At 64.9% G+C, this 26,093-nt stretch carries 23 protein-coding genes; 12 read left to right on the forward strand and 11 right to left on the reverse strand.

Features of this window, described 5'->3' with window-relative positions:
• Positions 1 to 66 precede the first annotated feature (66 nt).
• Positions 67 to 408, reverse strand: a complete 342-nt coding sequence (locus AC56PL_RS05100) for a heavy metal-binding domain-containing protein (RefSeq protein ID WP_495515294.1) — start codon at positions 406 to 408, stop codon at positions 67 to 69.
• Between the two features lie 175 nt (positions 409 to 583).
• On the opposite strand from AC56PL_RS05100, the gene gatC reads away from it, so the two are divergent.
• On the forward strand, positions 584 to 883 hold the full coding sequence (gene gatC, locus AC56PL_RS05105) for an Asp-tRNA(Asn)/Glu-tRNA(Gln) amidotransferase subunit GatC (RefSeq protein ID WP_495515295.1): 300 nt from the start codon (positions 584 to 586) through the stop codon (positions 881 to 883).
• Positions 880 to 2,373 carry an Asp-tRNA(Asn)/Glu-tRNA(Gln) amidotransferase subunit GatA gene (gene gatA, locus AC56PL_RS05110; RefSeq protein WP_495515296.1) on the forward strand — a complete coding sequence of 498 codons (1,494 nt, stop codon included), beginning with the start codon at positions 880 to 882 and terminating at the stop codon, positions 2,371 to 2,373. The genes gatC and gatA overlap by 4 nt, the downstream gene beginning before the upstream one ends.
• A gap of 59 nt (positions 2,374 to 2,432) precedes the next feature.
• On the opposite strand, the gene AC56PL_RS05115 is transcribed toward gatA, so the two are convergent.
• On the reverse strand, positions 2,433 to 3,587 hold the full coding sequence (locus AC56PL_RS05115) for an alpha/beta-hydrolase family protein (protein WP_497153169.1): 1,155 nt from the start codon (positions 3,585 to 3,587) through the stop codon (positions 2,433 to 2,435).
• 56 nt (positions 3,588 to 3,643) lie between these two features.
• A complete protein-coding gene (locus AC56PL_RS05120) occupies positions 3,644 to 4,258 on the reverse strand; it encodes a hypothetical protein (protein WP_497153170.1) in 615 nt (204 codons plus the stop codon).
• A 155-nt stretch (positions 4,259 to 4,413) separates the two neighbouring features.
• On the opposite strand from AC56PL_RS05120, the gene AC56PL_RS05125 reads away from it, so the two are divergent.
• The 3 genes from AC56PL_RS05125 (at position 4,414) to AC56PL_RS05135 (ending at position 7,521) form a co-directional block, all read left to right on the forward strand.
• Positions 4,414 to 5,682, forward strand: a complete 1,269-nt coding sequence (locus AC56PL_RS05125) for a sensor histidine kinase (RefSeq protein WP_497153171.1) — start codon at positions 4,414 to 4,416, stop codon at positions 5,680 to 5,682.
• Between the two features lie 28 nt (positions 5,683 to 5,710).
• Complete coding sequence (locus AC56PL_RS05130; protein WP_495515300.1) at positions 5,711 to 6,364, forward strand: response regulator; 654 nt, start codon at positions 5,711 to 5,713, stop codon at positions 6,362 to 6,364.
• 122 nt (positions 6,365 to 6,486) lie between these two features.
• Positions 6,487 to 7,521, forward strand: a complete 1,035-nt coding sequence (locus tag AC56PL_RS05135) for an ATP-dependent 6-phosphofructokinase (protein WP_495515301.1) — start codon at positions 6,487 to 6,489, stop codon at positions 7,519 to 7,521.
• Positions 7,522 to 7,596: 75 nt separating this feature from the next.
• Here the strand turns inward: AC56PL_RS05135 and AC56PL_RS05140 are convergent, their stop codons facing one another.
• Genes AC56PL_RS05140 through AC56PL_RS05150 form a run of 3 tightly spaced genes read right to left on the reverse strand, consistent with a single transcriptional unit; the run spans position 7,597 to position 10,633 of the window.
• Positions 7,597 to 8,388, reverse strand: a complete 792-nt coding sequence (locus AC56PL_RS05140; protein WP_495515302.1) for an ATP-binding cassette domain-containing protein — start codon at positions 8,386 to 8,388, stop codon at positions 7,597 to 7,599.
• Positions 8,385 to 9,407, reverse strand: coding sequence for an iron chelate uptake ABC transporter family permease subunit (locus tag AC56PL_RS05145; RefSeq protein WP_495515303.1), 1,023 nt, complete (start codon positions 9,405 to 9,407; stop codon positions 8,385 to 8,387). Before AC56PL_RS05145 ends, AC56PL_RS05140 begins: the two co-directional genes overlap by 4 nt.
• Positions 9,404 to 10,633: an ABC transporter substrate-binding protein gene (locus tag AC56PL_RS05150; RefSeq protein ID WP_497153172.1), complete on the reverse strand. Its 1,230-nt coding sequence runs from the start codon at positions 10,631 to 10,633 to the stop codon at positions 9,404 to 9,406. The genes AC56PL_RS05145 and AC56PL_RS05150 overlap by 4 nt, the downstream gene beginning before the upstream one ends.
• 191 nt (positions 10,634 to 10,824) lie before the next feature.
• Between AC56PL_RS05150 and gatB the strand changes: the two genes are divergently transcribed.
• Positions 10,825 to 12,327, forward strand: coding sequence for an Asp-tRNA(Asn)/Glu-tRNA(Gln) amidotransferase subunit GatB (gene gatB / locus AC56PL_RS05155; RefSeq protein WP_482135078.1), 1,503 nt, complete (start codon positions 10,825 to 10,827; stop codon positions 12,325 to 12,327).
• Between the two features lie 83 nt (positions 12,328 to 12,410).
• Here the strand turns inward: gatB and AC56PL_RS05160 are convergent, their stop codons facing one another.
• A complete protein-coding gene (locus AC56PL_RS05160; protein ID WP_495515305.1) occupies positions 12,411 to 13,553 on the reverse strand; it encodes a PQQ-dependent sugar dehydrogenase in 1,143 nt (380 codons plus the stop codon).
• Between the two features lie 106 nt (positions 13,554 to 13,659).
• Between AC56PL_RS05160 and AC56PL_RS05165 the strand changes: the two genes are divergently transcribed.
• Positions 13,660 to 14,691, forward strand: coding sequence for a DoxX family membrane protein (locus AC56PL_RS05165; protein WP_497153173.1), 1,032 nt, complete (start codon positions 13,660 to 13,662; stop codon positions 14,689 to 14,691).
• 93 nt (positions 14,692 to 14,784) lie between these two features.
• Here AC56PL_RS05165 and ilvD read toward each other — a convergent pair whose 3' ends face one another.
• Both ilvD and AC56PL_RS05175 read right to left on the reverse strand, forming a co-directional pair.
• Complete coding sequence (gene ilvD, locus AC56PL_RS05170) at positions 14,785 to 16,632, reverse strand: dihydroxy-acid dehydratase (protein ID WP_497153174.1); 1,848 nt, start codon at positions 16,630 to 16,632, stop codon at positions 14,785 to 14,787.
• 104 nt (positions 16,633 to 16,736) lie between these two features.
• On the reverse strand, positions 16,737 to 17,174 hold the full coding sequence (locus AC56PL_RS05175; RefSeq protein ID WP_495515308.1) for a PH domain-containing protein: 438 nt from the start codon (positions 17,172 to 17,174) through the stop codon (positions 16,737 to 16,739).
• 325 nt (positions 17,175 to 17,499) lie between these two features.
• Between AC56PL_RS05175 and AC56PL_RS05180 the strand changes: the two genes are divergently transcribed.
• The 3 genes from AC56PL_RS05180 to ilvC all read left to right on the forward strand — a co-directional run bounded on the left by AC56PL_RS05180 (position 17,500) and on the right by ilvC (position 21,032).
• The gene (locus AC56PL_RS05180; RefSeq protein WP_497153175.1) at positions 17,500 to 19,446 is read left to right on the forward strand and encodes an acetolactate synthase large subunit; all 1,947 of its coding nucleotides are present in this window, start codon (positions 17,500 to 17,502) and stop codon (positions 19,444 to 19,446) included.
• On the forward strand, positions 19,443 to 19,946 hold the full coding sequence (gene ilvN / locus AC56PL_RS05185) for an acetolactate synthase small subunit (RefSeq protein WP_482135071.1): 504 nt from the start codon (positions 19,443 to 19,445) through the stop codon (positions 19,944 to 19,946). The genes AC56PL_RS05180 and ilvN overlap by 4 nt, the downstream gene beginning before the upstream one ends.
• Positions 19,947 to 20,030: 84 nt before the next feature.
• Positions 20,031 to 21,032: a ketol-acid reductoisomerase gene (gene ilvC, locus AC56PL_RS05190; protein ID WP_495516049.1), complete on the forward strand. Its 1,002-nt coding sequence runs from the start codon at positions 20,031 to 20,033 to the stop codon at positions 21,030 to 21,032.
• Between the two features lie 126 nt (positions 21,033 to 21,158).
• Here the strand turns inward: ilvC and AC56PL_RS05195 are convergent, their stop codons facing one another.
• Positions 21,159 to 21,821, reverse strand: coding sequence for a S1 family peptidase (locus AC56PL_RS05195; RefSeq protein WP_495515310.1), 663 nt, complete (start codon positions 21,819 to 21,821; stop codon positions 21,159 to 21,161).
• A gap of 271 nt (positions 21,822 to 22,092) precedes the next feature.
• On the opposite strand from AC56PL_RS05195, the gene serA reads away from it, so the two are divergent.
• Both serA and AC56PL_RS05205 read left to right on the forward strand, forming a co-directional pair.
• A complete protein-coding gene (gene serA / locus AC56PL_RS05200) occupies positions 22,093 to 23,688 on the forward strand; it encodes a phosphoglycerate dehydrogenase (protein ID WP_495515311.1) in 1,596 nt (531 codons plus the stop codon).
• A complete protein-coding gene (locus AC56PL_RS05205; RefSeq protein WP_497153176.1) occupies positions 23,685 to 24,698 on the forward strand; it encodes a 3-isopropylmalate dehydrogenase in 1,014 nt (337 codons plus the stop codon). Before serA ends, AC56PL_RS05205 begins: the two co-directional genes overlap by 4 nt.
• A 110-nt stretch (positions 24,699 to 24,808) precedes the next feature.
• Here AC56PL_RS05205 and AC56PL_RS05210 read toward each other — a convergent pair whose 3' ends face one another.
• Positions 24,809 to 26,014, reverse strand: a complete 1,206-nt coding sequence (locus AC56PL_RS05210; RefSeq protein WP_497153177.1) for an MFS transporter — start codon at positions 26,012 to 26,014, stop codon at positions 24,809 to 24,811.
• Between the last annotated feature and the right edge of the window lie 79 nt (positions 26,015 to 26,093).

Consider the following 26,093-nt stretch of genomic DNA (forward strand, 5'->3'; position numbering starts at 1 on the left):
CGGAGCTGGTCCGGCGCTGTTCAGGCGCCGCTCAGCGGAGATCCAGGACCGCGTGATACGAGGTGGTCAGCTCTGAGGGGGATTCCCGGCGAGCGGTTCGACGACGACTGCGGTGCCGTATGCGCAGACCTCGATGCCGGTGCCTGCGTACTCGGTGGTCTCGAATCGGAAGGCCACCACGGCATTGGCTCCCCGATTTTGAGCTTCGGTGGCCAGGCGTGACAGTGCCTCTTGCCTGCAGTCGTGCAGCAATTGGGTGATGCCCTTGAGTTCTCCGCCCACCATCGACTTGAACCCGGCGCCGATGTTCGATCCGAGGTGGCGTGAACGAACTGTCAGGCCGAAACACTCGCCGATCGTGTGGGCGACCCGGTAACCCGGGATGTCATTGGATGTGACGATGATCATGCGCAACCCTAACTGAATCGCGTTGTGGCGGGTGGCCTCAGAACGCAGGCGTGTGATCGTCGGTGGAGGGACCGGACGGCCATGCCTGCCGTCGGTCGGCGGCCGACTACTCTGGCCGAAGGGTTCGGCCCACAGTTCGTGAGCTGCCCACACCGACAAGAAAGGGTGCATCTGCGTGTCTGCCATCTCGCGTGATGAAGTAGCGCATCTGGCCCGGCTGTCCCGGCTGGCGCTGACCGACGACGAACTCGACCACTACGCTGGTCAGCTCGATTCGATCCTGTCGCACGTCGCGAACATCTCCGAGGTCGCCGCTGCTGACGTCCCCGGCACTGCACATCCCGCCGACCTGGCCAATGTGCTGCGTCCGGATGTTGTCGTGCCCGGGTTGACCCCCGATGAAGCCCTGTCCGGTGCGCCCGCAGTGGAGCAACAGCGGTTCGCCGTCCCCCAGATCCTCGGAGAAGAAGCGTGAGCGCCCCCACCAGAGAGTCCGGTGCCATCACCGGACAGTCCGCTGCCGACCTCGCCGCCAAGATTCACGCCGGTGAGCTGTCCGCGGTCGAGGTCACCCAGGCCCACCTCGATCGGATCGAGGCGGTCGACGGTGAGCTGAACGCCTTCCTCCACGTCGGTGCCGAGCAGGCGCTGGCGACCGCGGCAGAGGTCGACAAGGCCGTCGCCGCAGGTCAGGCCCCGGCCTCTCCGCTGGCCGGAGTTCCGCTGGCGCTCAAGGACGTGTTCACCACGACTGACGCCCCGACGACGTGCGGCTCGAAGATCCTCGAAGGCTGGGTTTCGCCGTACGACGCCACCGTCACCGCGAAGCTGCGCGCGGCAGGCATCCCGATTCTGGGCAAGACCAACATGGACGAGTTCGCGATGGGTTCGTCCACCGAGAACTCCGCTTACGGCGTGACGCGCAATCCGTGGGATACCACCAAGATTCCCGGTGGCTCGGGTGGCGGCAGTGCTGCTGCGCTGGCGTCGTTCCAGGCTCCGCTCGCCATCGGTACCGACACCGGTGGTTCGGTGCGGCAGCCGGCTTCGGTCACCGGCACCGTCGGCGTCAAGCCGACGTACGGCACGGTGTCGCGGTATGGGTTGGTCGCTTGCGCCTCCTCACTTGACCAGGGTGGGCCATGTGCCCGAACGGTTCTGGACACCGCTCTGCTGCATCAGGTGATCGCCGGCCACGACCCCCGCGATTCGACGTCGATCAACAAGCCCATCGCGGACATGGTTGCCGCTGCCAAAGCCGGTGCTGCCGAAGATCTTTCGGGTGTCCGGATCGGCGTCGTCACCGAGCTCCAGGGTGATGGCTACCAGGCGGGTGTGCTCGAATCGTTCAACGCAGCCGTGACAACTCTGAAAGAGCGCGGCGCCGAGATCGTCGAGGTCTCCTGCCCGCACTTCACCTACGCGCTGGGTGCGTACTACCTGATCCTGCCGTCGGAGGTGTCGAGCAACCTCGCCCGCTTCGACGCGATGCGATACGGATTGCGCGTCGGCGACGACGGCACCAACAGCGCCGACCAGGTGATGGCGATGACCCGTGACGCCGGTTTCGGTGCTGAGGTCAAGCGCCGCATCATGATCGGTACCTACGCCCTGTCGTCGGGCTACTACGACGCGTATTACGGCCAGGCACAGAAGGTTCGGACGCTCATCGCCCGGGACTTCGCCAAGGCCTACGAATCGGTGGATGTACTCATCTCGCCGACGACACCGACCACCGCGTTCGCGATCGGCGAGAAGGTCGACGATCCGCTGGCCATGTACCTGTTCGACCTGTGCACCCTGCCGGTCAACCTGGCGGGCAACTGCGCGATGTCGGTGCCGTCGGGACTGTCGGTGGACGACGGACTGCCCGTCGGACTGCAGATCATGGCGCCATCGATGGCCGATGAACGTCTTTACCGCGTCGGTGCCGCCTACGAAGCCGCTCGAGGCCCCATCGTCTGACCCGATCCTGTGCCCTTTTGGCGAACAAAACCCCAGGTGGGGGTCGCCAAAAGGGCACACTATCGGTGGCACCCTGGCGCCAGTAGACCCTGCTCGGTGCCATATTGATGGCCGAATCCGGCCGGGAATGACAGTGCTCCGATGAGGTCGACGCTGGCCTGAACGAAACCGGCGATCGGTATCCATGGTGCCTGTGGCATGTCGGAACGCAGATCGGTCGGTAGCTGCGGCGGTTGCCAGAGCAGTCGCGGCGACCATCGGATGACCGGGTCGGAACTGTTGGCCAGCACCGTGGTGTCGGGTGCGGCGACAGTGGCCGAGCCTTCCGGTGCGCCCGCGAGAATCGTGTGGCAGATCGCGTCGGGTTCGGCATCGAGAAGTTGGCGCCGGGCCGCGTCGGCACCGATCGCGCCCAGACTCTGACCGTAGAGATAGATCTCGGGGCGCTCATCCGTCGGGGATTGTTCGACGGCCGACACCACCGCCTCTGTCAGCGCCACGGCACTGTCCCGGGCCGGTTGCGGGGACGAGATAAAAGCCTGCCACGACGGAATGTCGCTGTACTGCAACGTGATCACGCTGACGTCACCGCCGAAGCGGGTTTCGAATCCGGTGACCGCGTCGGAATCCACCCAGCCCGATCCGGTGGGAACCGCGATCACCACCGTCCGCCGCTGCAATCCGCCGGACTCCTGCCAGTGCCGTACGGTCTCGGTCGCCCGGACCTGCACATCACGGTCGTCGAGTTCACCGTAGATCCGCAGGGACGATGCGGTGGCATCCGTGCTGACGAACTTCTGCGCCGGACTGGGGGTGGGTCCGGCCGCGCCGGCGGGCGACGGTATCAGCGGCAGTACCGCCACCGCGGCCAGTGCGGCGACGACCGCCCGCGTCCGGGGGCGGGCGTGACAGGCGGCTGCGATCAGCGCCGACGGAGCCAGTGTGCCGAGGATCCACCGGATGTCGATGGGAGCCATCTCCAGGTGTGTACGTAATCCGTTCTGCCACCAGATCATGTGGCCGAACAGGCCGGTGAACAGTCCGGCGCAGATCCATCCGATATACCTCCTGGACCGGAGGTTCCCTGGCCGCCGTCGGCCCGCGACTCGGCCGAACAACGCGCCCAGTCCGCCGAATACGGCCAGGACCAGTCCTGCCACCAACGCCCCGCGTGGCAGCGATGCCGGCGCGAGCGCCAGTGCAGCACCGGTCATTGCCCCGATGCTGGTCAGTGGACGGGGCCAACTCGGTGCTCTGCGCTGTCGCGTACTCATGCCAGACCCACCAGCGAGGCGAGCGATTCGCCGCCGCGCTGAACCGAGGTCACCACGATCGATGACAATGATTCCTTGCTCACGGGCGCGCCGGCATGCTGGCGCCAGGTGTTGAACGCCAAACCGATTCGTGCCAGGTCCGCAGCCCAGTGGCAGGCCGGGTTGCTGCAGGAGTCGTGCATCGACTCGATCAACATGTGGTCCAACGAATTTCGTGCCCAGGGGCCCAACGGTTCACCGTGGCGCTGTGCGTAGCGCAAGAGGTCGTAACCGAAGTCATGGGCCTTGCAGAGATCTTCGAATCGCTCGGGGAGAGGGATGGGCGACGAACATGCCCCGTCCGGGTTGCTGGGCACTCCGTGCGTCATCTGCGGCTGGTAACCGAGCGACGCCGCGTAATCGTCCGGCAGCGATTGCATCGCCCGCTGCGGGTCGCGTCCGGCCAAGGCGGTCACGACCATTCCGGCCGGGCTCTGACGTTCGGCCATCTCGATTGCCGACATACCCACCGGCGCCGAGGCGGCGTTCGCTGCGGCGGGCCACATACCCATCGCTACGACCGTGCTGATCACCATGCTGGACAGGAAGATTCGACTCGCGGCAGCTCGCATGAGATCAACCTAGAAATCGCAGGCGCTACGGCACATCGGTCGAGCGGGGTGTATGCGTCCGACGTATCCGGGTGAGTTGCGCTGTCGTCCACTACGGCGGGGGCGTCTCGATCTCACTCTCAGGTATGAGGACCAACCAGAAAAGGGGAGCTAGCGTGGCAGAGGTGAAACTGTGGACAGCACCTGCCGACTACGTGGTCGGCGAGGTCAAGAAATTGCCGATCGCAGCCGACCCTGCGGTCGCTCGATTCTTGGGGCATCGGATCAACATCTTCCTCACGCTGGTCGCGTTGATCATGTATTCGATTGCCTGGCCGACGCTGTCGCAGACACACGATGTGCGGCCTGCCGTCATGCCGATCGTGGCGGCGTTTGCCGCGTTCCCGATCATGCTCGGCTGGTCCAATCCGACCCTGGGTTGGGCAATCTCGGTGGTCTCGGCGCAGCTCATCGGACTGACCATCGATCCGGTCAACGACTGGAACCACACGATTTCGGTGGTGCACCTGATCGAGATCCTGGTCCTGACCGTGTTGGCGTATCTGCGGGCGCCGCTGCGATTGCTGCCGGTCTTCTGGGCGGTGTCCAGCTTTGTGATGTATCAGGCGACACCGCCGGAAGCCCAGGCCGGCTGGGTCGTAGGGCTGACCATTGCCGCCGTCATCTGCATCCTGATTCGGATCATCGTGCGGTCGCGGGTTGCGCTGGCACAACAAACGGTGTTGAAAGACACCGAAAAGTCCAAGAATGCAGTGCTTTCCGAACGAACCCGCATCGCCCGCGACCTCCATGACGTTGTTGCGCATCGGATGTCGGTGGTGGTGGTGCAGGCACAGACCGCGAAGTATCGGGTGGACGGAGTGGGGGAGGAGGCGGCAGCAGAGTTCGATGCCATCGCCGATGTCGCCCGCGAAGCCCTCGACGAGGTGAGGATGATGTTGGGAGTGCTTCGACTGGAGGACGATTCGCCGGGCGCCGAGGCATATGCGCGCAACCCCAATCCCGGGATCGAACAGATCGACGGGATCGTCGCGGCGACCCGCGGTGCCGGGGTCGATGTCACGTACCACCCGTTGTCGACCGGTGAGCAAGTCGGTGATGCCAGTGCGCTGGTTGCCTACCGCATCGTGCAGGAGTCATTGGCCAACACCACTCGTTATGCAGTCGGTGCCCAGGTCACCGTCGAATTGTCGGTACTCGGTGATGATCTGAACATCACGGTTGCCAACACCGCATCCACTGGGCAGTCGATCAATCTGGAGTCGTCAGGTGGGCAAGGGATTCCGGGGATGATCGAGCGGGCAAAGGCGGTCGGTGGGGTGTTGTCGGCAGCGCCGCAGCCAGGTGGTGGGTTTGTGGTCCGTGCGCGCCTGCCGCTCCGAGCGGTCGGTGTGCCCGAACTCCCCGGGTCGACCACCGCCTGATCCCCCGAGTGAAAGTAGGGTTGGCCGGGTGTCGATCACGGTGTTCATCGCAGACGATCAGGCAATGGTGCGTCAGGGTTTTGGTGCGCTGTTGGCCGCGCAGCCCGATATCTCGGTGGTGGGTGACGCCGCTGACGGTCAGGCTGCGGTGAAAGGTGTCCGCGAGTTGCATCCCGATGTGGTGCTGATGGATGTCCGCATGCCGATCCTCGACGGGTTGGCCGCGGCCGAACAACTGCTCACCGGGTCGCTGCGGGTGCCGAGCAAGATCCTGATGCTCACCACATTCGACATCGACGACTACGTCTACCAGGCACTGCGGATCGGGGCGTCCGGATTCATGCTCAAAGACGCACCCGCCGATGAGTTGGTGCGTGCGGTACGGGTGGTTGCTGCCGGTGAGGCACTGTTGGCGCCGTCGGTCACGCGCCGTCTCATCGCGGAGGTGAACAGCCGACATCGGCCGCGCAAGGCCGCACCGGGGGAGTTGGCGGCTCTGACACCTCGCGAGCGCGAGGTGCTCGAGCAGGTTGCCGAGGGCAAGTCGAATGCCGAGATCGCCGGACACCTGTTCGTCGCGGAACAGACGGTCAAGACCCATGTCAGCAACGTGCTCTCGAAGCTCCATCTGCGCGACCGGGCGCAGGCCGTTGTCTACGCCTTCGAAAACGGAGTGCGCTGACCTCCCCGGATGACGTGGTGCAACCGTAGTTCAGCCAGACTCGGAGATCGGTAGCACAATTGACAACGGCGGGACGAACGCCCGCCGTTGTGACAAACGTCAGACGAGGAGCAGGACACCTGATGCGCATTGGAGTGCTTACCGGTGGCGGCGACTGCCCGGGATTGAACGCAGTCATCCGTGCCGTGGTCCGAACCAGCGAGGTCCGATACGGTTCGGCGGTGGTCGGATTTCTCGACGGCTGGCGTGGACTACTCGAAGACCGGCGGATCCATCTGGCCGCCGATGACCGCAACGATCGGTTGCTGGCCAAGGGTGGCACCATGCTCGGTACCGCCCGAACCCATCCCGACAAGTTGCGCGCAGGACTCGATCAGATCCGGCAGACGTTGGACGACAACGGAATCGACGTACTCATCCCGATCGGTGGCGAGGGCACGCTGACCGCGGCGAGTTGGTTGTCCAACGAAGGGGTGCCAGTGGTCGGTGTCCCGAAAACCATCGACAACGACATCAATTGCACCGACGTCACTTTCGGTTTCGATACCGCACTGACCGTGGCCACCGACGCCATCGACCGCCTGCACAGCACCGCGGAGTCGCACCAGCGGGTGATGCTCGTCGAGGTGATGGGCCGTCATGCCGGGTGGATCGCGCTGCATTCCGGTATCGCGTCCGGTGCGCACATGATCCTCATCCCCGAACAGCCCTTTGACGTCGAAGAGGTCTGCCGTCTGGTGAAGCGCAGATTCCAGCGTGGTGACTCGCATTTCATCTGTGTGGTCGCGGAAGGCGCCAAACCCCGGGAGGGGGACTCGTTCGAGGTGGTCAAGGGTGGCACAGACGAGTTCGGCCATGAACGTTTCACCGGGGTCGCACAGCAGTTGGCCGTGGAGATCGAGCGCCGGATCAACAAAGAGGTCCGGACAACGGTGCTCGGCCATGTGCAACGCGGCGGCAAGCCGACCCCCTTCGACCGGGTCCTGGCCACCCGTTTCGGGGTCAACGCCTCCGACGCCGCGCACAACGGCGACACCGGGCAGATGGTGAGCCTGCAGGGCCAGAACATCGGGCTCGTGCCCCTCGACGACGCGGTCAAAGAACTCAAACTCGTCCCCCAGAACCGCTATGAGGACGCCGCCGCCTTCTTCGGCTGACCCCCAACCCCGATTCTGTGCCCTTTTGGCGAACAAAACCCCAGGTGGGCGTCGCCAAAAGGGCACACTTTCGGGTTAGACGCGGGGTTCGAAGAGTCTCGCATCGCTGTTGAAACGGACTGTCGGAGAGTCGAATTCGGTAGCGATCGTGCCGTCTTCGACCAGTTGATCGGCGGTGGCGGCCACCAGGTTGCCGTCGCGGCGGGCAAGCCAGACCGGTCCGACGATCCGCAGTGCAACCTCGACGTCGTGGGTCGACATCACCACCACGATTCCGGTCTCGGCGGCCAGTTTTCGCAGTACCAACAGCAATTCGGTGCGGGCGGCGACATCAAGGAAGGAACTCGGTTCGTCGAGGATCAGCAGCTGTGGTTCCTGGGCCAGCGCACGGGCGATCAGCACCCGCTGGCGTTGGCCGTCGGACAGTTCACCGATCCGGCGTTCGGCGAACGCCGAGGCTCCCATCCGGGCGAGGGCTTCGTCGACGATGGGTGCGACTTGTGACGATCGGCCCGGGATCCAGGAGTGATAGGGCGTGCGGCCGAGTTCGACGAGGGCGCGGGCGGTCAGCAGCCCGCTGTCGTCGACGCGGTCGGTGAGCACCACCGCAACCTCGCGGGCGCGGGACGCCGGGCTCATCGTCAGCAGGTGGTGGCCGCCCAGGTCTGCCGTGCCACCCAGGGCCGGCTGCAGTCCGGCGAGGGTCCGCAGCAACGTCGACTTGCCGGTGCCGTTGGCGCCGATCACCGCGGTCACCACACCCGGTTGGGCAGTGATGTCGGCCGCCTGCAGAATCTGGTTGTCGTCGCCGCCGAAACGGTGTCGGCGATATCCGACCCGCAGCTTCGACAGTTCGAGCGAGGTCATCGGGTTGCCCCCGATCGCAATGACCGGATCAGCACCAGGACCACGATCGGTGCGCCGAAGAATGCGGTCAGCACGTTGATCGGCAGGATGCCGTCGCGGCCCGGCATGGTGGTCAGCGCGGCGCAGATCAGAGCGATGACGATGCCCACCAGCGCGGCAACCGGCAGCACCACCCGATGGTCGGACTTGCCGAGCGCGATCCGGGCGACGTGTGGCGCCGCGATACCGATGAATGCGATGGGTCCGCAGTAGGCGGTGACCGAACCCGCCAACAGCGCGGTGGCGACCACTGCGCCCACCCGCGTCAGGTTCATCCGGATGCCCATGGTCCTGGCGTAGGCCTCGCCGAGTAGGAGCGCGTTCAACGCCGGGATCATGGCGATCGTGACGACGGCGCCGACGGCCACCACCGGGGCCAGGATCTGCAGGTCTTCCCACAGCACACCGGAGAACGATCCCAGTCCCCACATCACGAACTCACGGATGTCGCCGGGGCTGGCGTAGGCGAGCATGAACGACACGATCGAACTGACCACAGATCCCAACATGACGCCGGTGATCAGCAGCCACGACGACGACGTGATCCATTGGGAGAGAATCACAACCACGCCCATCACCGCGGCCGCTCCGAGTGCGGCCGCGACTGTCACCGAGGTCTGATGATCATCGGCGACCGTGAGGAAGGCGCCACCGGCACCGAGCGTCACCACCGCGACACCGAAGCTCGCGCCTGCCGAGACACCGAGAATGTAGGGCTCGGCAAGGGGATTGGCGAAGATCGCCTGCATCAGCAGGCCGGCCAGAGCCATCGCCAGACCGGCCAGGATCGCGGTGACGATCCGCGGCATCCGGAACTCGTGCAGCAGCGTGGTGTACTCGGTGGCGCCGGCATCCCCGGTGAACAGATACTGAAAACAGTTGCCGATCGGGATGATCGTCGACCCGACCGACATCGCCGCGATCAGCGCGGCGACCACCGCCAGCAGCAGGCCGGCGATGGTCCAGGAGGTCCGGCTCAACTCAGCTTCTTGTAGAAGGTGAACGTGTGGTCGGGCATCTGTTCGGGGTGCGCGATCGCGATCAGGTCGGCGAGCGTCAGATCCGGCCGGATGGCGCCGAGTTCGAAGTAGTTGTTGGCGCCGGCGTCGTTGACCTGTGCGGACGCGGACCAGGCGTTGTTGTCTCGGTAGGCCGCGAACTGTGCAATCCGTGGATCGGTGGCGATGGCATCGGCCAGTGTCGCGGTGCTCTCACTGCTCAGGGCCAGCGGCGCAGTGCCTGCGCGCGAGTACACGGTGTCGATGTCTTCGGAGACGCTGCCGGTCGAGGGATTGTCGGCCCAGGCGTAGGTGATTCCGGCCGCCTTCATCAGCGTCGCGCCGTAGCTACCACCACCGGGGATGTACCAGGTGCCCTGGTACGGCAGTCCGAGCGCGGCCTCCACCGGTGTCGAGCCCCCGACCCTTGCCTTGGTGTCGTTGTAATTCTGGGCGACCCCGTCGAAGAACTGGTTGGCGGCTTCTTCGGTATTGGTCAGTGCCGCATACAGTTTGATCCACTCCGCACGGCCCAGCGGATCGACCTCGAGCCAGTCGCTGTTGATCATCACCGGCACCCCGGCCTTTTCGATCTGTGCCAGCGATCGATCGGTCGGATAGTCGGTGATCAACAGCTGCGGTTTGGCCGAGACCACCATTTCCGGGTCGATCTCACCGGTCGGCGCGTACTGCGGCAGTGAGGCAACCGCTTTGGTCTCCGCCTCGCCGTAGACGTAGTCACTGTTGGCGAAACCGGTCACCACATCGAGTTGATCGAGCTCTGCCAAAGCGGCGAGCTGCGTGGTCGACCCGAGGAACAGGCTGGACGCGGGGGAGTCGATGACCGTGGCGCCTGCGAGGTCTTCGGTCAGCTCGGGTGTGGGCGCGCCGCACTTGGTGAACACGAACGTGTCCTTTTGATCCGGGCTCGTCCCGTTGACGGTCGCCACGATGTACGAGTCGCGGTAGTCCAGATCGAAGTTGTCGGCGTATTCGATCGACAACTTCTCCGGGTAGTAGTCGGTGTCGGCGTCGAAGTCGACGATGCAATCGCGGTCGTCGACGGCCTGATCGTCGTCGCTGCCACCGTCCGAGCAGGCGGTGAGCAGCGTCGCGACGAGTGCGGTGAGACCGATGAGGGCTTGCGAACCCTTGCGGGCACGGCCGCTGCGCGCAGACGATGAAATGGATCGGAATGGCGATGGCACGGGCACGGCGTCTCCTCTGCGGGATATACGCGTCCCGCACTCGATGGATATCTACCGTGCTGCGGTGTTCTGACTCATCACCTCTCGGTGATCTCACAGTGGCGCGACCGTCCCGGATTGAAACCGGATTTCCCACTCGCACGGCGAACCGACTATAACCTGCAGGTTCGAGCCGGTTTAAACTACGTGTCATGACTGCTGTGACCACCGAACTGCTCGACTACGACGACGTCATCGCCGACTTCGACCCGGTGATGGGTATGGAGGTGCACGTCGAGCTGGGCACCGAGACCAAGATGTTCTGTGGTTGCCCCACAACCTTCGGCGCCGAACCGAACACGCAGGTCTGCCCGGTGTGCATCGGACTGCCGGGCTCACTGCCCGTCGTCAACGAGAAAGCCATCGAATCGGCTATCCGGATCGGGTTGGCCCTCAACTGCTCCATCCGGCCATCGAGCACCTTCGCCCGGAAGAACTACTTCTACCCGGATCAGCCGAAGAACTACCAGATCTCGCAGTACGACGACCCGATCGCCTATGAGGGTTACCTCGATGTGGTGCTCGACGACGGCACCACCTGGCGAGTCGAGATCGAGCGCGCCCACATGGAAGAGGACACCGGCAAATCGCTGCACGTCGGCGGAACCGGACGTATCTCCGGTGCCAGTCACTCACTGCTCGACTACAACCGGGCCGGGGTGCCGCTGATCGAGGTCGTGTCCAAGACCATCGAAGGCGCAGGCGCCCGTGCACCCGAGGTGGCCCGCGCCTACGTCACGGCCCTGCGTGACCTGCTCAAGTCGCTCAACGTCTCCGACGTCCGGATGGACCAGGGCTCGATGCGCTGCGATGCGAACCTGTCGTTGATGCCCAAGGGCGCCACCGAGTTCGGAACCCGCACCGAGACCAAGAACGTCAACTCGCTCAAGAGTGTCGAGGTGGCGGTGCGTTACGAGATGCGCCGTCAGGCCGCGTTGCTCAAGGCCGGTGTCGAGATCATCCAGGAGACCCGGCACTTCCAGGAGACCGACGGGTCGACGTCGGCCGGTCGCCGCAAGGAGACCGCCGAGGACTACCGCTACTTCCCGGAGCCGGATCTGCCTCCGGTACAACCAGATTCCGCGTGGATCGAGGAGATCCGGGCAACATTGCCGGAGCTTCCGTGGCTGCGCCGGGCGCGGATCCAGGAGGAGTGGGGCGTCTCCGACGCGGTGATGCGTGATCTCGTCAATGTCGGTGCCGTGGACCTGATCATCGCGACCGTCGACGCCGGTGCACCGGTCGACGCAGCCCGCAGCTGGTGGGTGTCGTTCCTGGCGCAGCAGGCCAACTCCCGCGGTACCGATCTGGCGGATCTGTCGATCACCCCGGCGCAGGTCGCAACCGTCATCAAGCTCGTCGAGGACGGCAAGCTGACCAACAAGTTGGCCCAGCAGGTGTTGACGGCGGTTCTCGACGGTGAAGGCGAGCCCGAACAGATCGTCGCCGATCGCGGCCTCGAGGTCGTCCGAGACGATTCGGCGTTGCAGAAGGCGGTCGACGAGGCACTGGCCAACAACCCGGACATCGCCGACAAGATCCGCAGCGGCAAGGTTGCGGCCGCCGGAAAGATCGTCGGTGACGTCATGAAGGCCACCCGTGGCCAGGCCGATGCCGGCCGGGTCAAAGAACTGGTGCTTGCTGCCTGCCAGTAGGTCTGACGGTCACAAACGTGAACGGGCCCGGCCCGGGGCATTGAAACCCCGGTCCGGGCCCGTTTCACATATCGGCGCCTGCCCTACATGTTGGTATTTGCGCTGCCTGCCGGTAGCGGAACGATCACCACGCGGTCATCGGTCGGGCCGGCCGTACCGGTTTGCTTGTTCACGGTTCCGACCTGGAGTAGTCCGGCCGGGACCGCGGTGAGACGACCGAGGGCGCCGTACTTCTTGTCCAGGAACGTCGTCGGCGCCTCGATGCCCGGCTTTTCCTCGGTCGGCGCGTTCAAGAACTGCAACGCCTGAGTTCGGGTCTGCGACACCACGATCATCCCGCCGACGGCTGCGCAGCCCGCGGTCTCCGGCTTGTCCGGCCAGGTCCACAGCGTGCGTCCGACCCCGGTGGGGCTGATGAGCTGCAGTCGGTCCTCGGCGGGTGCGCGGTCGGTGAGATACAGCGCGCCGGTGACTACGTCGGGGCACAGCGCCGGGTTGGCGCCGAGCCCGGAAGTCAGCACACGCGGCGGCGTGGTGCCACCCGACGAGAGGTCGGTGACCGAGAGTAGTTTCCCGGCAAGCGAATCCGGGTCGGCTGCGGACTGCGGATCGCCGGCGTCACCGGTCGCGACGAGCAGTTCGGTCGGGCTCTTGAAGTAAATCGTGCCCATATTTCCGGTGGTGCCCTTGGGAATACCGACCACGATCGGTTTGGGAACATCGCCCTCGGCGATCCGGACGACCCGGTTGTCGGTGGCGGTGGTGATGTAGGCGTAGACCAGCTGATCTTGCGCGTAATCGGGGGAGGGCGCGAAGTCGAGCAGACCGCCGTCGCCGGAGGCATCGACGTCCAACGATGCGATCTCCGTCGTCGGGCCGCCACGTTTGGTGCGCACGATCCTGCCGGTGACCCGCTCGGCGACCACGGTCGAGGTGGCGTCGGCGCTGGCCGCGAGGACCCCGCTGGTGGCACCGAGACAGGTTGCGATGACCGCCGGGTCGGGATCCGGGCACGGGCCGGGGTCGGCTCCGGGGTCGGTCGACGGAACACTGGGCTGGGTTTGGGAGGGCTGTTGCATCTGCGGATTCTGATTCGCAGAGAAATCCCCGGCTTCCCGGTTGCGGTCCTGCTCGGCAAAACCATCGCTGCAGCCGGTCACCACCAGGGCCGCCGCCGCCAGCGAGACCACGAGGCGGGCAAGCGCAGGCCGGTGGCGCAGTGTCATGGCGTCCACCCTACTGATCGCCCTGAACTGGTTGACCCCCGAACTGGTCGACCGCGATGGGCCCGGTGATCGCAACCATCCTCGACACAACCTCTAAGGTCATCGTGTGACCGAACGAGATCCCGACGGCCAAGGGTCGAGCCCATACGACGAGCCCACCGAACAGATCGAGTTGCCCCTGACGCGGGCACACGACCCGCGCAGGGCGCAGGACGAGGGGGATACCGGCACGTACGGCTACGAGCCGTACCGATCCGCCGGGTTCTCCGACGGTGAGGCCGAGCTCGAGGAAACCGAGCAGATACCCACCATGCGTAAGCGTCAGTCGAACGAGCCGGTCCCGGCCGACATCGCCGACCAGGACACCGACGTGGTGATGGCCCCGGCTGCCGATGCGCCACCGTCGAACGCGACGACGCGCATCCCGGTCGCAGCGATCGACCGGGACGACTTCCACCGTGAGCACGGCCCGCAGCCCCGCTACGACGACGATGACGACTTCGCGTCCGGGGGCCCGGCCGAACCAGAACCCGTGGCACCACTGGTGACCGAGCTTCCGGCCCGTCGCGGCACGCTCGATCTCGGACTGCTGCTGCTCCGGCTCGGTGTCGGCCTGATCGCGATGGCGCACGGTAGCCAGAAGCTGTTCGGGTGGTGGAACGGGCCGCGCCTGTCCGGCTTCGAGGACTACCTGATCAATGCACCGGATACGGCGATCGGTTTCAACTCCGACGCCGCCAAACCCCTTGCGGTCCTCGGCGCGCTCTCCGAGACCATCGGTGGCCTGATGCTGGTGCTCGGTCTGCTGACGCCGGTCGCGGGCTCTGCGGTGCTGGGCGTGATGCTGGTGGCGTCGGCCTACAAGGCAACACTTGCCGGCGGTGTGTGGTTCTTCGCTTCCGACCCGGATTACGCCGGCGGCGGCATCGAGTTCGAGTTGTTCCTGGCACTGGCCGCTGCGGCGATCATCCTGACCGGACCCGGCCGTATCTCCCTCGACTTCGGGCGAGGTTGGGCCACCCGGCCATTCATCGGTTCGGTGGCGTGGTTGGTGGTCGGCATCGCAGCGCCGATCGCCATTTGGTTCTTCTTCAACGGAACCAACCCGTTCGAATCCCCGGGCAACCCCGTCCCCTGATCTCTGGCCCCACCACAAACGCTCCACCTATACGAGGACGCTCCACATATTTGTGGAGCGTCCTCGTATAGGTGGAGCATTTGGGTCTGGGGGTCAGTCGACCTTGCGGACGGCACCCTTGTCGGCCGACGTCGCGAGTTTGGCGTAGGCGCGCAGTGCGGTGGTGACCTTGCGCTCGCGGACCTCACGTGGCTGCCACGGGCGCTCGGAGGCATCCATCTTCGCGCGACGCACAGCCAGGGTCTCGTCGTCGACGAGGACCTCGATCTTGCGGGTCTTGACGTCGATGAGGATCTGATCGCCGTCTTCGATGAGTCCGATCACGCCACCGGAGGCGGCCTCGGGTGAGATGTGCCCGATCGACAGGCCCGAGGAACCACCGGAGAACCGCCCGTCGGTGATCAGTGCGCACTTCTTGCCCATGCCGGTGCCCTTCATGAAGGCCGTCGGATGGAGCATCTCCTGCATTCCGGGACCGCCTGCGGGACCTTCGTAGCGGACCACCAGGACGTCACCGGCCTGAATGGTCTTGCTCAGGATGGCCTGTACGGCGTCTTCCTGGGACTCGACGACGCGCGCCGGGCCCTGGAAGTGCCAGAGGTCTTCGTCGATGCCCGCGGTTTTGAGGATGGCGCCGTCCTCGGCGAGGTTGCCCCGCAGGACGCAGAGCCCACCCTCGACGGTGTAGGCGTTCGCGAGGTCGCGGATGCAACCGCCAGCCGCGTCGGTGTCGAGTGAGCTCCACCGGTTGGCCGTCGAGAACGGAGTGGTGGTGCGCACGCCACCGGGGGCGGCGTGGAACAGTTCGAAGGCTTCGTCGATCGCCTTGCCGCCGCGGATGTCCCAGTCGTCGAGGAAGGTCCCGATGGTCGGGGAGTGGACCGTGCTCGCGGTGTCGTCGATGAGTCCGGCACGGCGCAGTTCGCCCAGGATCGCGGCGATTCCGCCTGCCCGGTGCACGTCTTCCATGTGGTAATCCGAGTTGGGGGAAACCTTCGACAGGCAGGGAACCTTGCGGCTGATCTCGTCGATGACGGTGAGGTCGAAGCCGTCGACCTCACCTTCCTGCGCGGCGGCCAGCACGTGCAGGACCGTGTTGGTGGATCCGCCCATGGCGACATCGAGGGCCATCGCGTTGCGGAATGCGGTGGGGGTGGCGATATTTCGCGGCAACACCGATTCGTCTTCTTCGTGGTAGTACCGCTTGGCGGCTTCGACGACGACGGTTCCGGCGCGGGTGAACAGTGCGTGCCGTGCCTCGTGTGTGGCCAGCGTCGAGCCGTTGCCGGGCAGCGCCAGACCCAACGCCTCGGTCAGGCAGTTCATCGAGTTGGCGGTGAACATGCCCGAGCACGAACCACAGGTCGGGCAGGCGGCCAGCTCGACCTCGCGCAGTGCATCGTCGTCGACGGAGTCGTTGGCGGAAGCGGAGATCGAGGTGATCAGATCGGACGACGGATGAACCGTATCGCCGACCACGACGGCCTTGCCTGCCTCCATCGGTCCGCCGGAGACGAACACGGTTGGGATGTTCAGGCGCATCGCGGCGTTGAGCATCCCGGGAGTGATCTTGTCGCAGTTCGAGATACACACGAGTGCGTCGGCGGTGTGCGCGTTGACCATGTATTCGACGGAGTCGGCGATGATCTCGCGGCTCGGCAGGGAGTAGAGCATGCCGTCGTGGCCCATCGCGATCCCGTCGTCGACGGCGATCGTGTGGAACTCGCGGGGCACTCCACCGGCAGCGCGGACCGCGGCGGCGACGATTTCGCCGACGTCCTTCAGGTGTACGTGGCCGGGGACGAACTGGGTATACGAATTGGCAATGGCGACAATCGGTTTACCGAAGTCGTCATCGGTCATGCCGGTGGCGCGCCAGAGTGAGCGTGCGCCCGAAGCGTTGCGTCCGATGGTGGTTTTTCGTGACCTCAACTGCGGCATGACTATTGGTTCCTCGCCTATCGACCAGCTCCGACCGGGGCTGCGGTGCGGAGAGTTGCGCGGTTTACGCTACTCCGCTATGCGGCGTGGTTTCAAAACGGTGGTCAAGAGGCCTTTTCGTCTGAGCTGCTCTGGGACTCGGCGTCCGAGGCGGCGTACGGGTCGGGGATGCGACCCTTGCTGGCGGCAGACAGTCGGGGCAGGTCCCGGAAGCTGATCGCGGGGAGGGTCAACGTCGAGTCGTCCTGCAGCACCGCCCGCACCGCGCCCCAACGCGGGAACTGCAGCCCGGTGATCTGATCCCACGTCGCGCTGTGCTGACCACGCAGTGTCCGGGTGGTGAGTCCTTCTTCGGTGACAGTGGTGCGAAGACGGTGTACCCACACCGCGACGACCACGGGTACGGCGAGTGTCCAGCCCAGGTAGGTCAATGAAACCCCGGCCAGCACGAGTGCGGACACCACCATCATGAAGACGGCGAAATAAGAGATGGGATGGATGCGGAACTCCGCGGGCAACTCGATTGCTTCTGGCTCAGACACCCCTACATTGTTCCATCCCTTGGGAGTGGCCTTCGACAGTCCGGTCGCCGGGACAATCGGTGGCCTGCTGATTGAGCCGGAGATCCCATGATGTGGGATCGATATGGCATGAGTTTGACTCCTTGAACCTGCAGTTCTAGCCTCTTTAATTGTGATGCAGAAACAGATTCTCGTACTCGGCCGGCGCGTCTCCGCCTGACCGGGTACACGAAGTACTCACAAAGCATCGACGCGCCACCCTCGCACAGCACCGCTGTCGGGGGTTTTTTGTTGTCCACCTACGTTGCGGCCCTCGGGCCGAGCGTCTGAGTAGAGGGAAAGTGCAGTGAGCGCACCAACAGCACGCACCCAGCCGGGGCCAGGCCCCCGCGGAACGGGATCGCGCAACACGGGCAACGGCGCCCCGGCCGTACCGGCGTCGCAGCAGCGACGCACGGTCGCGCCTGAGCGTGTCAGTGGGGCGCAGGCAGTAGTGCGCTCGCTCGAAGAACTCGGCGTCACGTCGGTCTTCGGCATCCCCGGTGGAGCCGTCCTCCCCGTGTACGACCCGCTGTTCGATTCGAAGCAGGTCCGGCACATTCTCGTTCGTCACGAACAGGGCGCAGGCCACGCCGCCACCGGATACGCACAGGCCACCGGCCGTGTCGGTGTCTGCATCGCGACCTCAGGTCCCGGTGCCACCAACCTGGTGACCCCGCTGGCCGACGCCCAGATGGACTCGGTCCCGATCGTCGCCATCACCGGACAGGTCGGCCGCGCGCTGATCGGTACCGATGCATTTCAGGAAGCCGACATCTCCGGCATCACCATGCCGGTCACGAAGCACAACTTCCTGGTCAGCAATGGCGCCGAGATCGCGAAGGTGATGGCCGAAGCCTTCTACATCGCCGAGAGCGGCCGTCCGGGCGCAGTCCTGGTCGATATCCCCAAGGACATCCTGCAGGCGCAAACCACCTTCTCGTGGCCCCCGCAGATCGACCTGCCCGGCTACCGTCCGGTGACCAAGCCGCACGGCAAGCAGGTCCGTGAGGCCGCGCGGATGATCGCCACGGCCCAGGCGCCGGTGCTGTATGTCGGCGGCGGTGTCATCAAGGCCAACGCCTCTGCCGAACTGCTCGAATTGGCAGAACTCACCGGTATTCCCGTGGTCACCACCCTCATGGCCCGCGGCGCCTTCCCGGACAGCCACAAGCAACACCTGGGAATGCCCGGAATGCACGGCACCGTCGCGGCGGTTGCCGGTTTGCAGCGCAGCGATCTGCTGATCACCCTCGGCGCTCGCTTCGATGACCGGGTCACCGGCATGCTCGACTCGTTTGCGCCGGACGCCAAGGTGATCCACGCCGACATCGACCCCGCCGAGATCGGCAAGAACCGTCATGCCGACGTCCCCATCGTGGGCGACTGCAAGGCGGTCATCACCGAACTGATCGAGGCGGTGCGCGATGAGCGTGCCACCACGACCGACGCGCCGGATCTGAGCACGTGGTGGACCTACCTCGACGGGGTTCGTCGCACGTACCCGCTGAGCTATGACCGTCCCTCGGACGGCTCGATGTCGCCCGAGTTCGTGATCTCGGCGATCGGCAAGACCGCCGGACCCGACGCGATCTACTGCGCAGGCGTCGGCCAGCACCAGATGTGGGCGGCACAGTTCATCTCGTACGAGAACCCGCGTACCTGGCTGAACTCGGGTGGTCTCGGCACGATGGGTTACGCCGTTCCGGCTGCCATGGGTGCCAAGATGGGCATGCCCGACTCCGAGGTGTGGGCCATCGACGGCGACGGTTGCTTCCAGATGACCAATCAGGAACTGGCCACGTGTGCCATCGAGGGCATCCCCATCAAGGTGGCCGTGATCAACAACGGCAACCTGGGCATGGTGCGGCAGTGGCAGACCCTCTTCTACGAGGAGCGGTACTCCAACACCAACCTGTCGACGCACAATGCCGATCCGTCGCAGCGCATCCCGGACTTCGTCAAACTGGCGGACGCCCTCGGTTGTGTCGGACTCCGTTGTGAGCGTGAGGAAGACGTCGACGCCGTGCTGGCGCAGGCGCGTGCGATCAACGACCGGCCGGTCGTGATCGACTTCATCGTCGGCGCCGACGCGCAGGTGTGGCCGATGGTCGCTGCCGGCACCGGCAACGACCAGATCATGGCGGCCCGGGGCATTCGTCCACTGTTCGACGACGACGAGGCCGCGTCCACCCATCCCGATGAGATCCACAAGGCGATGACCCGCAGCGTCGAGAAGGGCGAGCAGAAGTGACCACCCACCACACGCTCAGCGTGCTTGTCGAAGATCGTCCCGGCGTTCTGGCCCGGGTGGCGTCGCTGTTCTCGCGTCGCGGTTTCAACATCGAGTCGCTGGCCGTCGGTGCCACCGAACTCAAGGGTGTCTCGCGGATGACCATCATGGTCTCCGTCGAGGACTTCCCGCTGGAGCAGGTGACCAAGCAGCTCAACAAGCTGATCAACGTCATCAAGATCGTCGAGCAGGACCCCGACACCTCGGTGGCCCGTGAGCTCCTGATGGTCAAGGTGCGCGCCGATGCATCCGCACGCGGAGAGGTGATCGAAGTGGTCAACCTGTTCCGCGCCAAGGTGATCGACGTTTCACCCGACTCGATCACCGTCGAGGCGACCGGTACGCAAGACAAGCTCGACGCGCTGTTGAAGATGCTCGATCCCTACGGCATCAGGGAGATCGCCCAATCGGGCATCGTCGCCCTTGGCCGTGGCCCGAAGAGCATGTCAGCGGCTCGCTGACACAATCTAGACAAACTCAAACTGATCCCTGGCCAATGATGGCCAGGAGATTCACCAAAGAAGGGAAGTCAAGTGGCAGTCGAGATGTTCTACGACGACGATGCCGACCTGTCGATCATCCAGGGCCGCAAGGTTGCGGTCATCGGATACGGCAGCCAGGGTCACGCGCACTCATTGAGCCTGCGCGACTCGGGCGTCGAGGTCCGCATCGGCCTCAAAGAAGGTTCGAAGTCTCGTGCCAAGGCAGAGGAAGCCGGCCTGACCGTCGGTACGCCTGCAGAGGTTTCCGAGTGGGCGGACGTCATCATGGTGCTCGCACCGGATACCGCTCAGGCAAGCATCTTCACCAATGACATCGAGCCCAACCTCAAGGACGGCGACGCGCTGTTCTTCGGTCACGGCCTGAACATCCACTTCGACCTGATCAAGGCTCCGGAGTTCGTCACCGTCGGCATGGTCGCACCGAAGGGCCCCGGCCACCTCGTGCGTCGTCAGTTCGTCGACGGCAAGGGCGTTCCCGCGCTCATCGCGGTCGATCAGGATCCCAAGGGTGAGGGCCAGGCTCTCGCGCTGTCCTACGCCAAGGGCATCGGCGGTACCCGCGCGGGCGTCATCAAGACGACCTTCAAGGAAGAGACCGAGACGGACCTCTTCGGCGAGCAGGCCGTGCTCTGCGGCGGCACCGAAGAACTCGTCAAGGTCGGCTTCGAGGTCATGGTCGAGGCCGGTTACGCGCCCGAGATGGCGTACTTCGAGGTGCTGCACGAGCTCAAGCTCATCGTCGACCTCATGTACGAGGGTGGCATCGCCCGCATGAACTACTCGGTGTCCGACACCGCTGAGTTCGGTGGCTACGTGTCGGGCCCGCGGGTCATCGACTCGGGGACCAAAGAGCGCATGCAGGCCATCCTCAAGGACATCCAGGACGGCACGTTCGTCAAGCGTCTGGTTGCCAACGTCGAGGGTGGCAACAAGGAGCTCGAAGGTCTGCGTAAGCAGAACGCCGAGCATCCGATCGAGGTCACCGGCCAGAAGCTGCGCGACCTGATGAGCTGGGTTGATCGCCCGATCACCGAAACCGCCTGATACTCAAGCGAATTCATAGAAAGGCCCCGAACCATTGGTTCGGGGCCTTTCTGTTGTTCGGCTCAGGCCAGGCGGATCCGGTGACCACATCGGTGCGCAGAGCGGGGGCGCATACGAGCGAGCGGGTCAGTAAACCTTGAACCCGTTGACCCCGCGCAAAGGCAGGTCGTCCAGGATCGGCTTGATGTTGGTGCCTGTCTCGGGTCCGATGCAGCCGACGTAGTAGTAGGCGTTCACCATGCCGATGAGTCGGTCGCCGATGACCACCGGGCTGCCCGAGTCGCCCTCGAGGACGCAGATCTGACTGATGTGCTCGACACCGTCGGCAAACCAGGTCACACCACAGGTGTTGCCGCTGGTGCGGCCTTCCTTGCAGGCGATGTCCGGGAACTGCGGGGGAGTCGTCTGCACGCTGCGGATGGTCACGTTCCCGACCGTGCGGGTGGGTGCGACCTTCTCCGGATCGAACGCGATGATCGCGTAGTCGAGTTTGTGATTGGAGAACGTGATCCGGCCCAGAACGCCGCGATCCTGATTTTGCTCGGCGGCGACCCGCTGTCCGCCTTCACCGCAGTGGCCTGCGGTCAATCCGTAGAGCGCGCCGGTGTTGTCGGTGCCGATAGTGGTCAGCGTGCACGCCGAGGCGCTGTTGCCGCCCTTGAGGATCAGGATGCCCGAACCGCCGCCCAGTGCCACCTTCGCCGGAGCCGCGACCGCAGCTCCGCCCCCGGTCACAAGTAGTACCGCGGATGCCAGCGCCATGCAGGCCACAAGCAATTTCTTCAGCATCGGATTCCCCAATCATCGGCTGTGGTCCATCCCGGTGTATCTCCCCCAAAGCCGGAATATCCTCCTTGAAAGATAGTCGCAATCGATCTTCGCGGCGGCATTTCCCTGGTCATCGGGCCGTCTGATCCGATTCGTGCAGGTCCGCGCGGGGTTCGTCGATGTACCCGGGAACGGATCGCTGTGGGCGGCCACTAAGCTGATCGCTGGAGTTGCCACTTTCGCTGGCTCCCGGTAAGCGCCGGGCGCTACCCGACCCCAGGAGAAATTTACTGTGAGCCCCACCGGCCGCCCAGTCGTCTTGATCGCCGACAAACTGGCACAGTCCACGGTTGCTGCCCTCGGCGAAGATGTCGAGGTGCGCTGGGTCGATGGCCCCGACCGCCCGAAGTTGCTCGAGGCAGTCAAGGATGCCGACGCCATTCTCGTGCGTTCGGCCACTCAAGTTGATGCCGAGGTCCTCGCCGCCGGACCCAACCTGAAGATCATCGCCCGCGCCGGCGTCGGACTCGACAATGTCGATGTCGCGGCCGCAACCGAGCGGGGCGTGATGGTGGTCAATGCACCGACGTCCAACATCCACACCGCCGCCGAGCACGCCGTCAGCCTGTTGCTGTCCGCGGCCCGCCAGATCCCGGCCGCCGATGCCACCCTGCGCGAGCACGAGTGGAAGCGTTCGAAGTTCAACGGTGTCGAGATCTTCGGCAAGACCGTCGGTGTTGTCGGACTCGGCCGGATCGGACAGCTGTTCGCACAGCGCCTGGCCGCCTTCGAGACCAACATCATCGCGTACGACCCCTACGTGTCGCCGGCTCGCGCCGCCCAGCTCGGTATCGAGCTGGTCACCCTGGACGAGCTGCTCGAGCGCGCAGACATGTTCTCGGTACACCTGCCCAAGACCCCGGAGACCCTCGGCCTCATCGGCGCCGACGAACTGGCCCGCACCAAGAAGGGCGTCATCGTCGTCAACGCCGCTCGCGGTGGGCTGATCGATGAGCAGGCCCTGGCCGACGCCATCAAGACCGGTCATGTGTTCGCCGCAGGCCTCGACGTCTACGCCACCGAGCCGTGCACCGATTCGCCGCTGTTCGAACTCCCACAGGTTGTCGTGACCCCGCACCTGGGTGCCTCCACCTCGGAGGCGCAGGATCGCGCAGGCACCGACGTCGCCAAGAGTGTGCGTCTGGCCCTGGCCGGACACTTCGTCCCCGATGCCGTGAACATCACCGGTGGCGCAGTCGATGACGAGGTCGCCCCGTGGCTCGAACTCGTCCGCAAGCTCGGTGTCCTGGTGGGCGCCCTGTCGGGTCAGGTTCCGGCCAACCTCAGCGTTGACGTCCGCGGTGAGATCGCGTCGCGCAATGTCGACGTCCTCGGACTGTCCGCGCTGCGTGGTCTGTTCTCCGCTGTCATCGAGGATCCGGTCACCTTCGTGAACGCTCCCGCGTTGGCCGCCGAGCGGGGTGTCACCTCCGAGGTGACCACCGCGCCGGAGAGCCCGAATCACCGCAACCTGGTGGATCTGCGTGCGGTCTTCGGCGACGGAACCGTCCTCAATGTCGGTGGCACCCTGTCGGGCCCTGCCGAGGTCGAGAAGATCGTGAACATCAACGGCCGCAACTTCGACCTGCGTGCCGAAGGTCTGAATCTTGTTGTCTCCTATGGAGATCAGCCGGGTTCGCTGGGCAAGATCGGCACCCTGCTCGGCAACGCCGGCATCGACATCCAGGCCGCCGGACTGTCACAGGACGCCGAGGGTGAAGGCGCGACCATCCTGCTGCGCGTGAGCCAGCAGATCCCCGAGGCCGTCCTGACGGCCATCGGTGAGGCAGTTGGCGCGACGCTCATCAAGCAGGTCGACCTGTCATGAAACTCGCTGTCATAGCCGGCGACGGAATCGGACCCGAGGTCATCTCCGAAGCCCTGGCGGTACTGGACCACGTCCTTCCGGGCGTCGAGACCACCGAGTTCGATCTCGGTGCCGATCGCTACCACCGCACCGGTGAACTGCTGACCGATGAGGACCTGACCGCGATTCGCGGGCACGACGCGATCCTGCTGGGCGCGATCGGTGATCCGTCGGTCACCCCGGGCATCCTCGAGCGTGGTTTGCTGCTGAACATGCGCTTTGCGCTCGATCACCATGTGAACCTGCGTCCGAGCAAGCTCTACCCCGGCGTCACCTCGCCGCTGGCGGGCAACCCCGACATCGACTTCGTGGTGGTCCGTGAAGGCACGGAAGGCCCGTACACCGGCAACGGTGGTGCCATCCGCGTCGGCACCCCGAACGAGGTCGCCACCGAGGTCAGCGTCAACACCCGGTTCGGGATCGAACGTGTTGTCCGCGATGCCTTCAAGCGTGCCCAGGCCCGTCGCAAGCACCTCACGCTGATCCACAAGACAAACGTGCTCACGTTTGCCGGCTCGATGTGGAAGCGCACAGTCGACGAGGTTGCGGTGGAGTACCCCGAGGTCACCGTGGATTACAACCACATCGATGCGGCGACCATCTACATGGTCACCAACCCGGGTCGTTACGACGTCATCGTCACCGACAACCTGTTCGGCGACATCATCACCGACATCGCAGGTGCGGTCAGCGGTGGCATCGGCCTGGCGGCATCGGGCAACATCGACGCGACCGGCACCAACCCGTCGATGTTCGAGCCGGTCCACGGAAGTGCTCCGGATATCGCCGGGAAGGGCATCGCCGATCCCACGGCTGCCATCCTGTCGGTGGAACTCCTGCTGCGTCATCTCGGCTACGACGCCGAGGCAGACCGGATCTCGCAGGCAGTCGCAGCCGACCTGGCAAGCCGCGGAGAACTTCCGGTCGACACCAAGGAGATCGGTACCCGGATCCGGGCAGCCCTGGGCTGATCCGCAGGCCGGGCACACTCACAAACCCCACCCGTTCCAGTCATTTCCACACGTTGCACCATGTGGTTTTGACTGAAACGGGTGGGGTTTGTCGTTGTGGCCACCGGTGATCAGGTCGGAGTGGTCACCAACGCGTTGCGCTTTTCGTCGGGTGGCACAAGTCCGATGGACGCGGCCGGGGCAACCGCGGCGATCAGAAACGCCGCCGGATAGCCGAAGGCGCCGATGGCCATGCCGAACAGTGGTGTGGACGCGGCCATCCACAGGTATTGGCCGGTGTTCTGGACAGCCAGTGCGCGACCGCTCCACTGTGGTCCGGAGAACTCGGCAATTGCGGTGAACGCCAATCCGTTGTCGGCCACCGTGATCACGCTCGCGATTACCATGACGGCCGCCGCGACGGGACTGTTGCACCAGTCGGTGAACGCGAGCAGGCCCATCGACGCGGTGGCGCCGATCGAGATCAACCGGATCGGTTTGGTGCGTGAGCCCCAGACATCGGACCATCGGCCGGCGCCGATGCGTCCGGCGGCGCCGAGGATCTGACTGATCGTCACCAGGATGCCCGCGGCCATCGGTGACCAATTGTGCTGAACGATCAGCCAGGCCGGCACAAACGTCCACAGCATGCCCTGGGGGACACACAGCAGGATGCTGACGCCATGGACGCGTGGCAGGAACTGGCTTCCGCGATACGGATTCGACGACATGGCGGTTTGGGTGGCCGATGTCGATGGTCGTTGCGGGTCGGCGACCACAACCAAGACGAACACTGTTGCGATCACCGTGACCACCAGGGGGACCACCAGTCCGGTTGTGACACCGAACTTTTCGGACAGAACCGGGATCGTCAGGGCGCAGACACCGATGCCAAGTGGTTGCGCCGTCTGCCGGACACCCATCGCGGTGCCGCGTTTCTCGGGCGAGAACCACCCGACGACGATGCGGCCACCGGCCCCGTTGGTGGCGGCCGAGGTGACGCCTGCCACCAACAGTGCCAGGCCAAGGACAGCCTTGGGTGCGTCCCACATGTTGGCCAGACATGCCGTGCTCATGGTGACGATGGTCGAGCCCAATGACAGCAGCAGGATTCGGCGTTCGCCGAACCGGTCGAGTGCGATACCCCAGGCATAGGTCGACAGCAACAGGCCGAACGTGGGTGCGGCAGCCAGCGTTGACGCCTCGGTCAGTGACATCCCTTCTGAGCGGTGCAGTTCGGGAATGAGAAAGGCGACACCGCTGACGACGCAGGTGGTTGCCATCGCGGACAGCAGGGAGGCTGCGAGCATCGCCCAGCGGCGGGCTTCGGTTGGCATGGGGCGAGCCTCCTCGGTGGCTTCATGACACTCGGACTGAGTCTCAATATATGGAATGAAGTGTCCATATACTAAAACA

Source organism: Williamsia sp. Y721 (genome assembly GCF_059683565.1).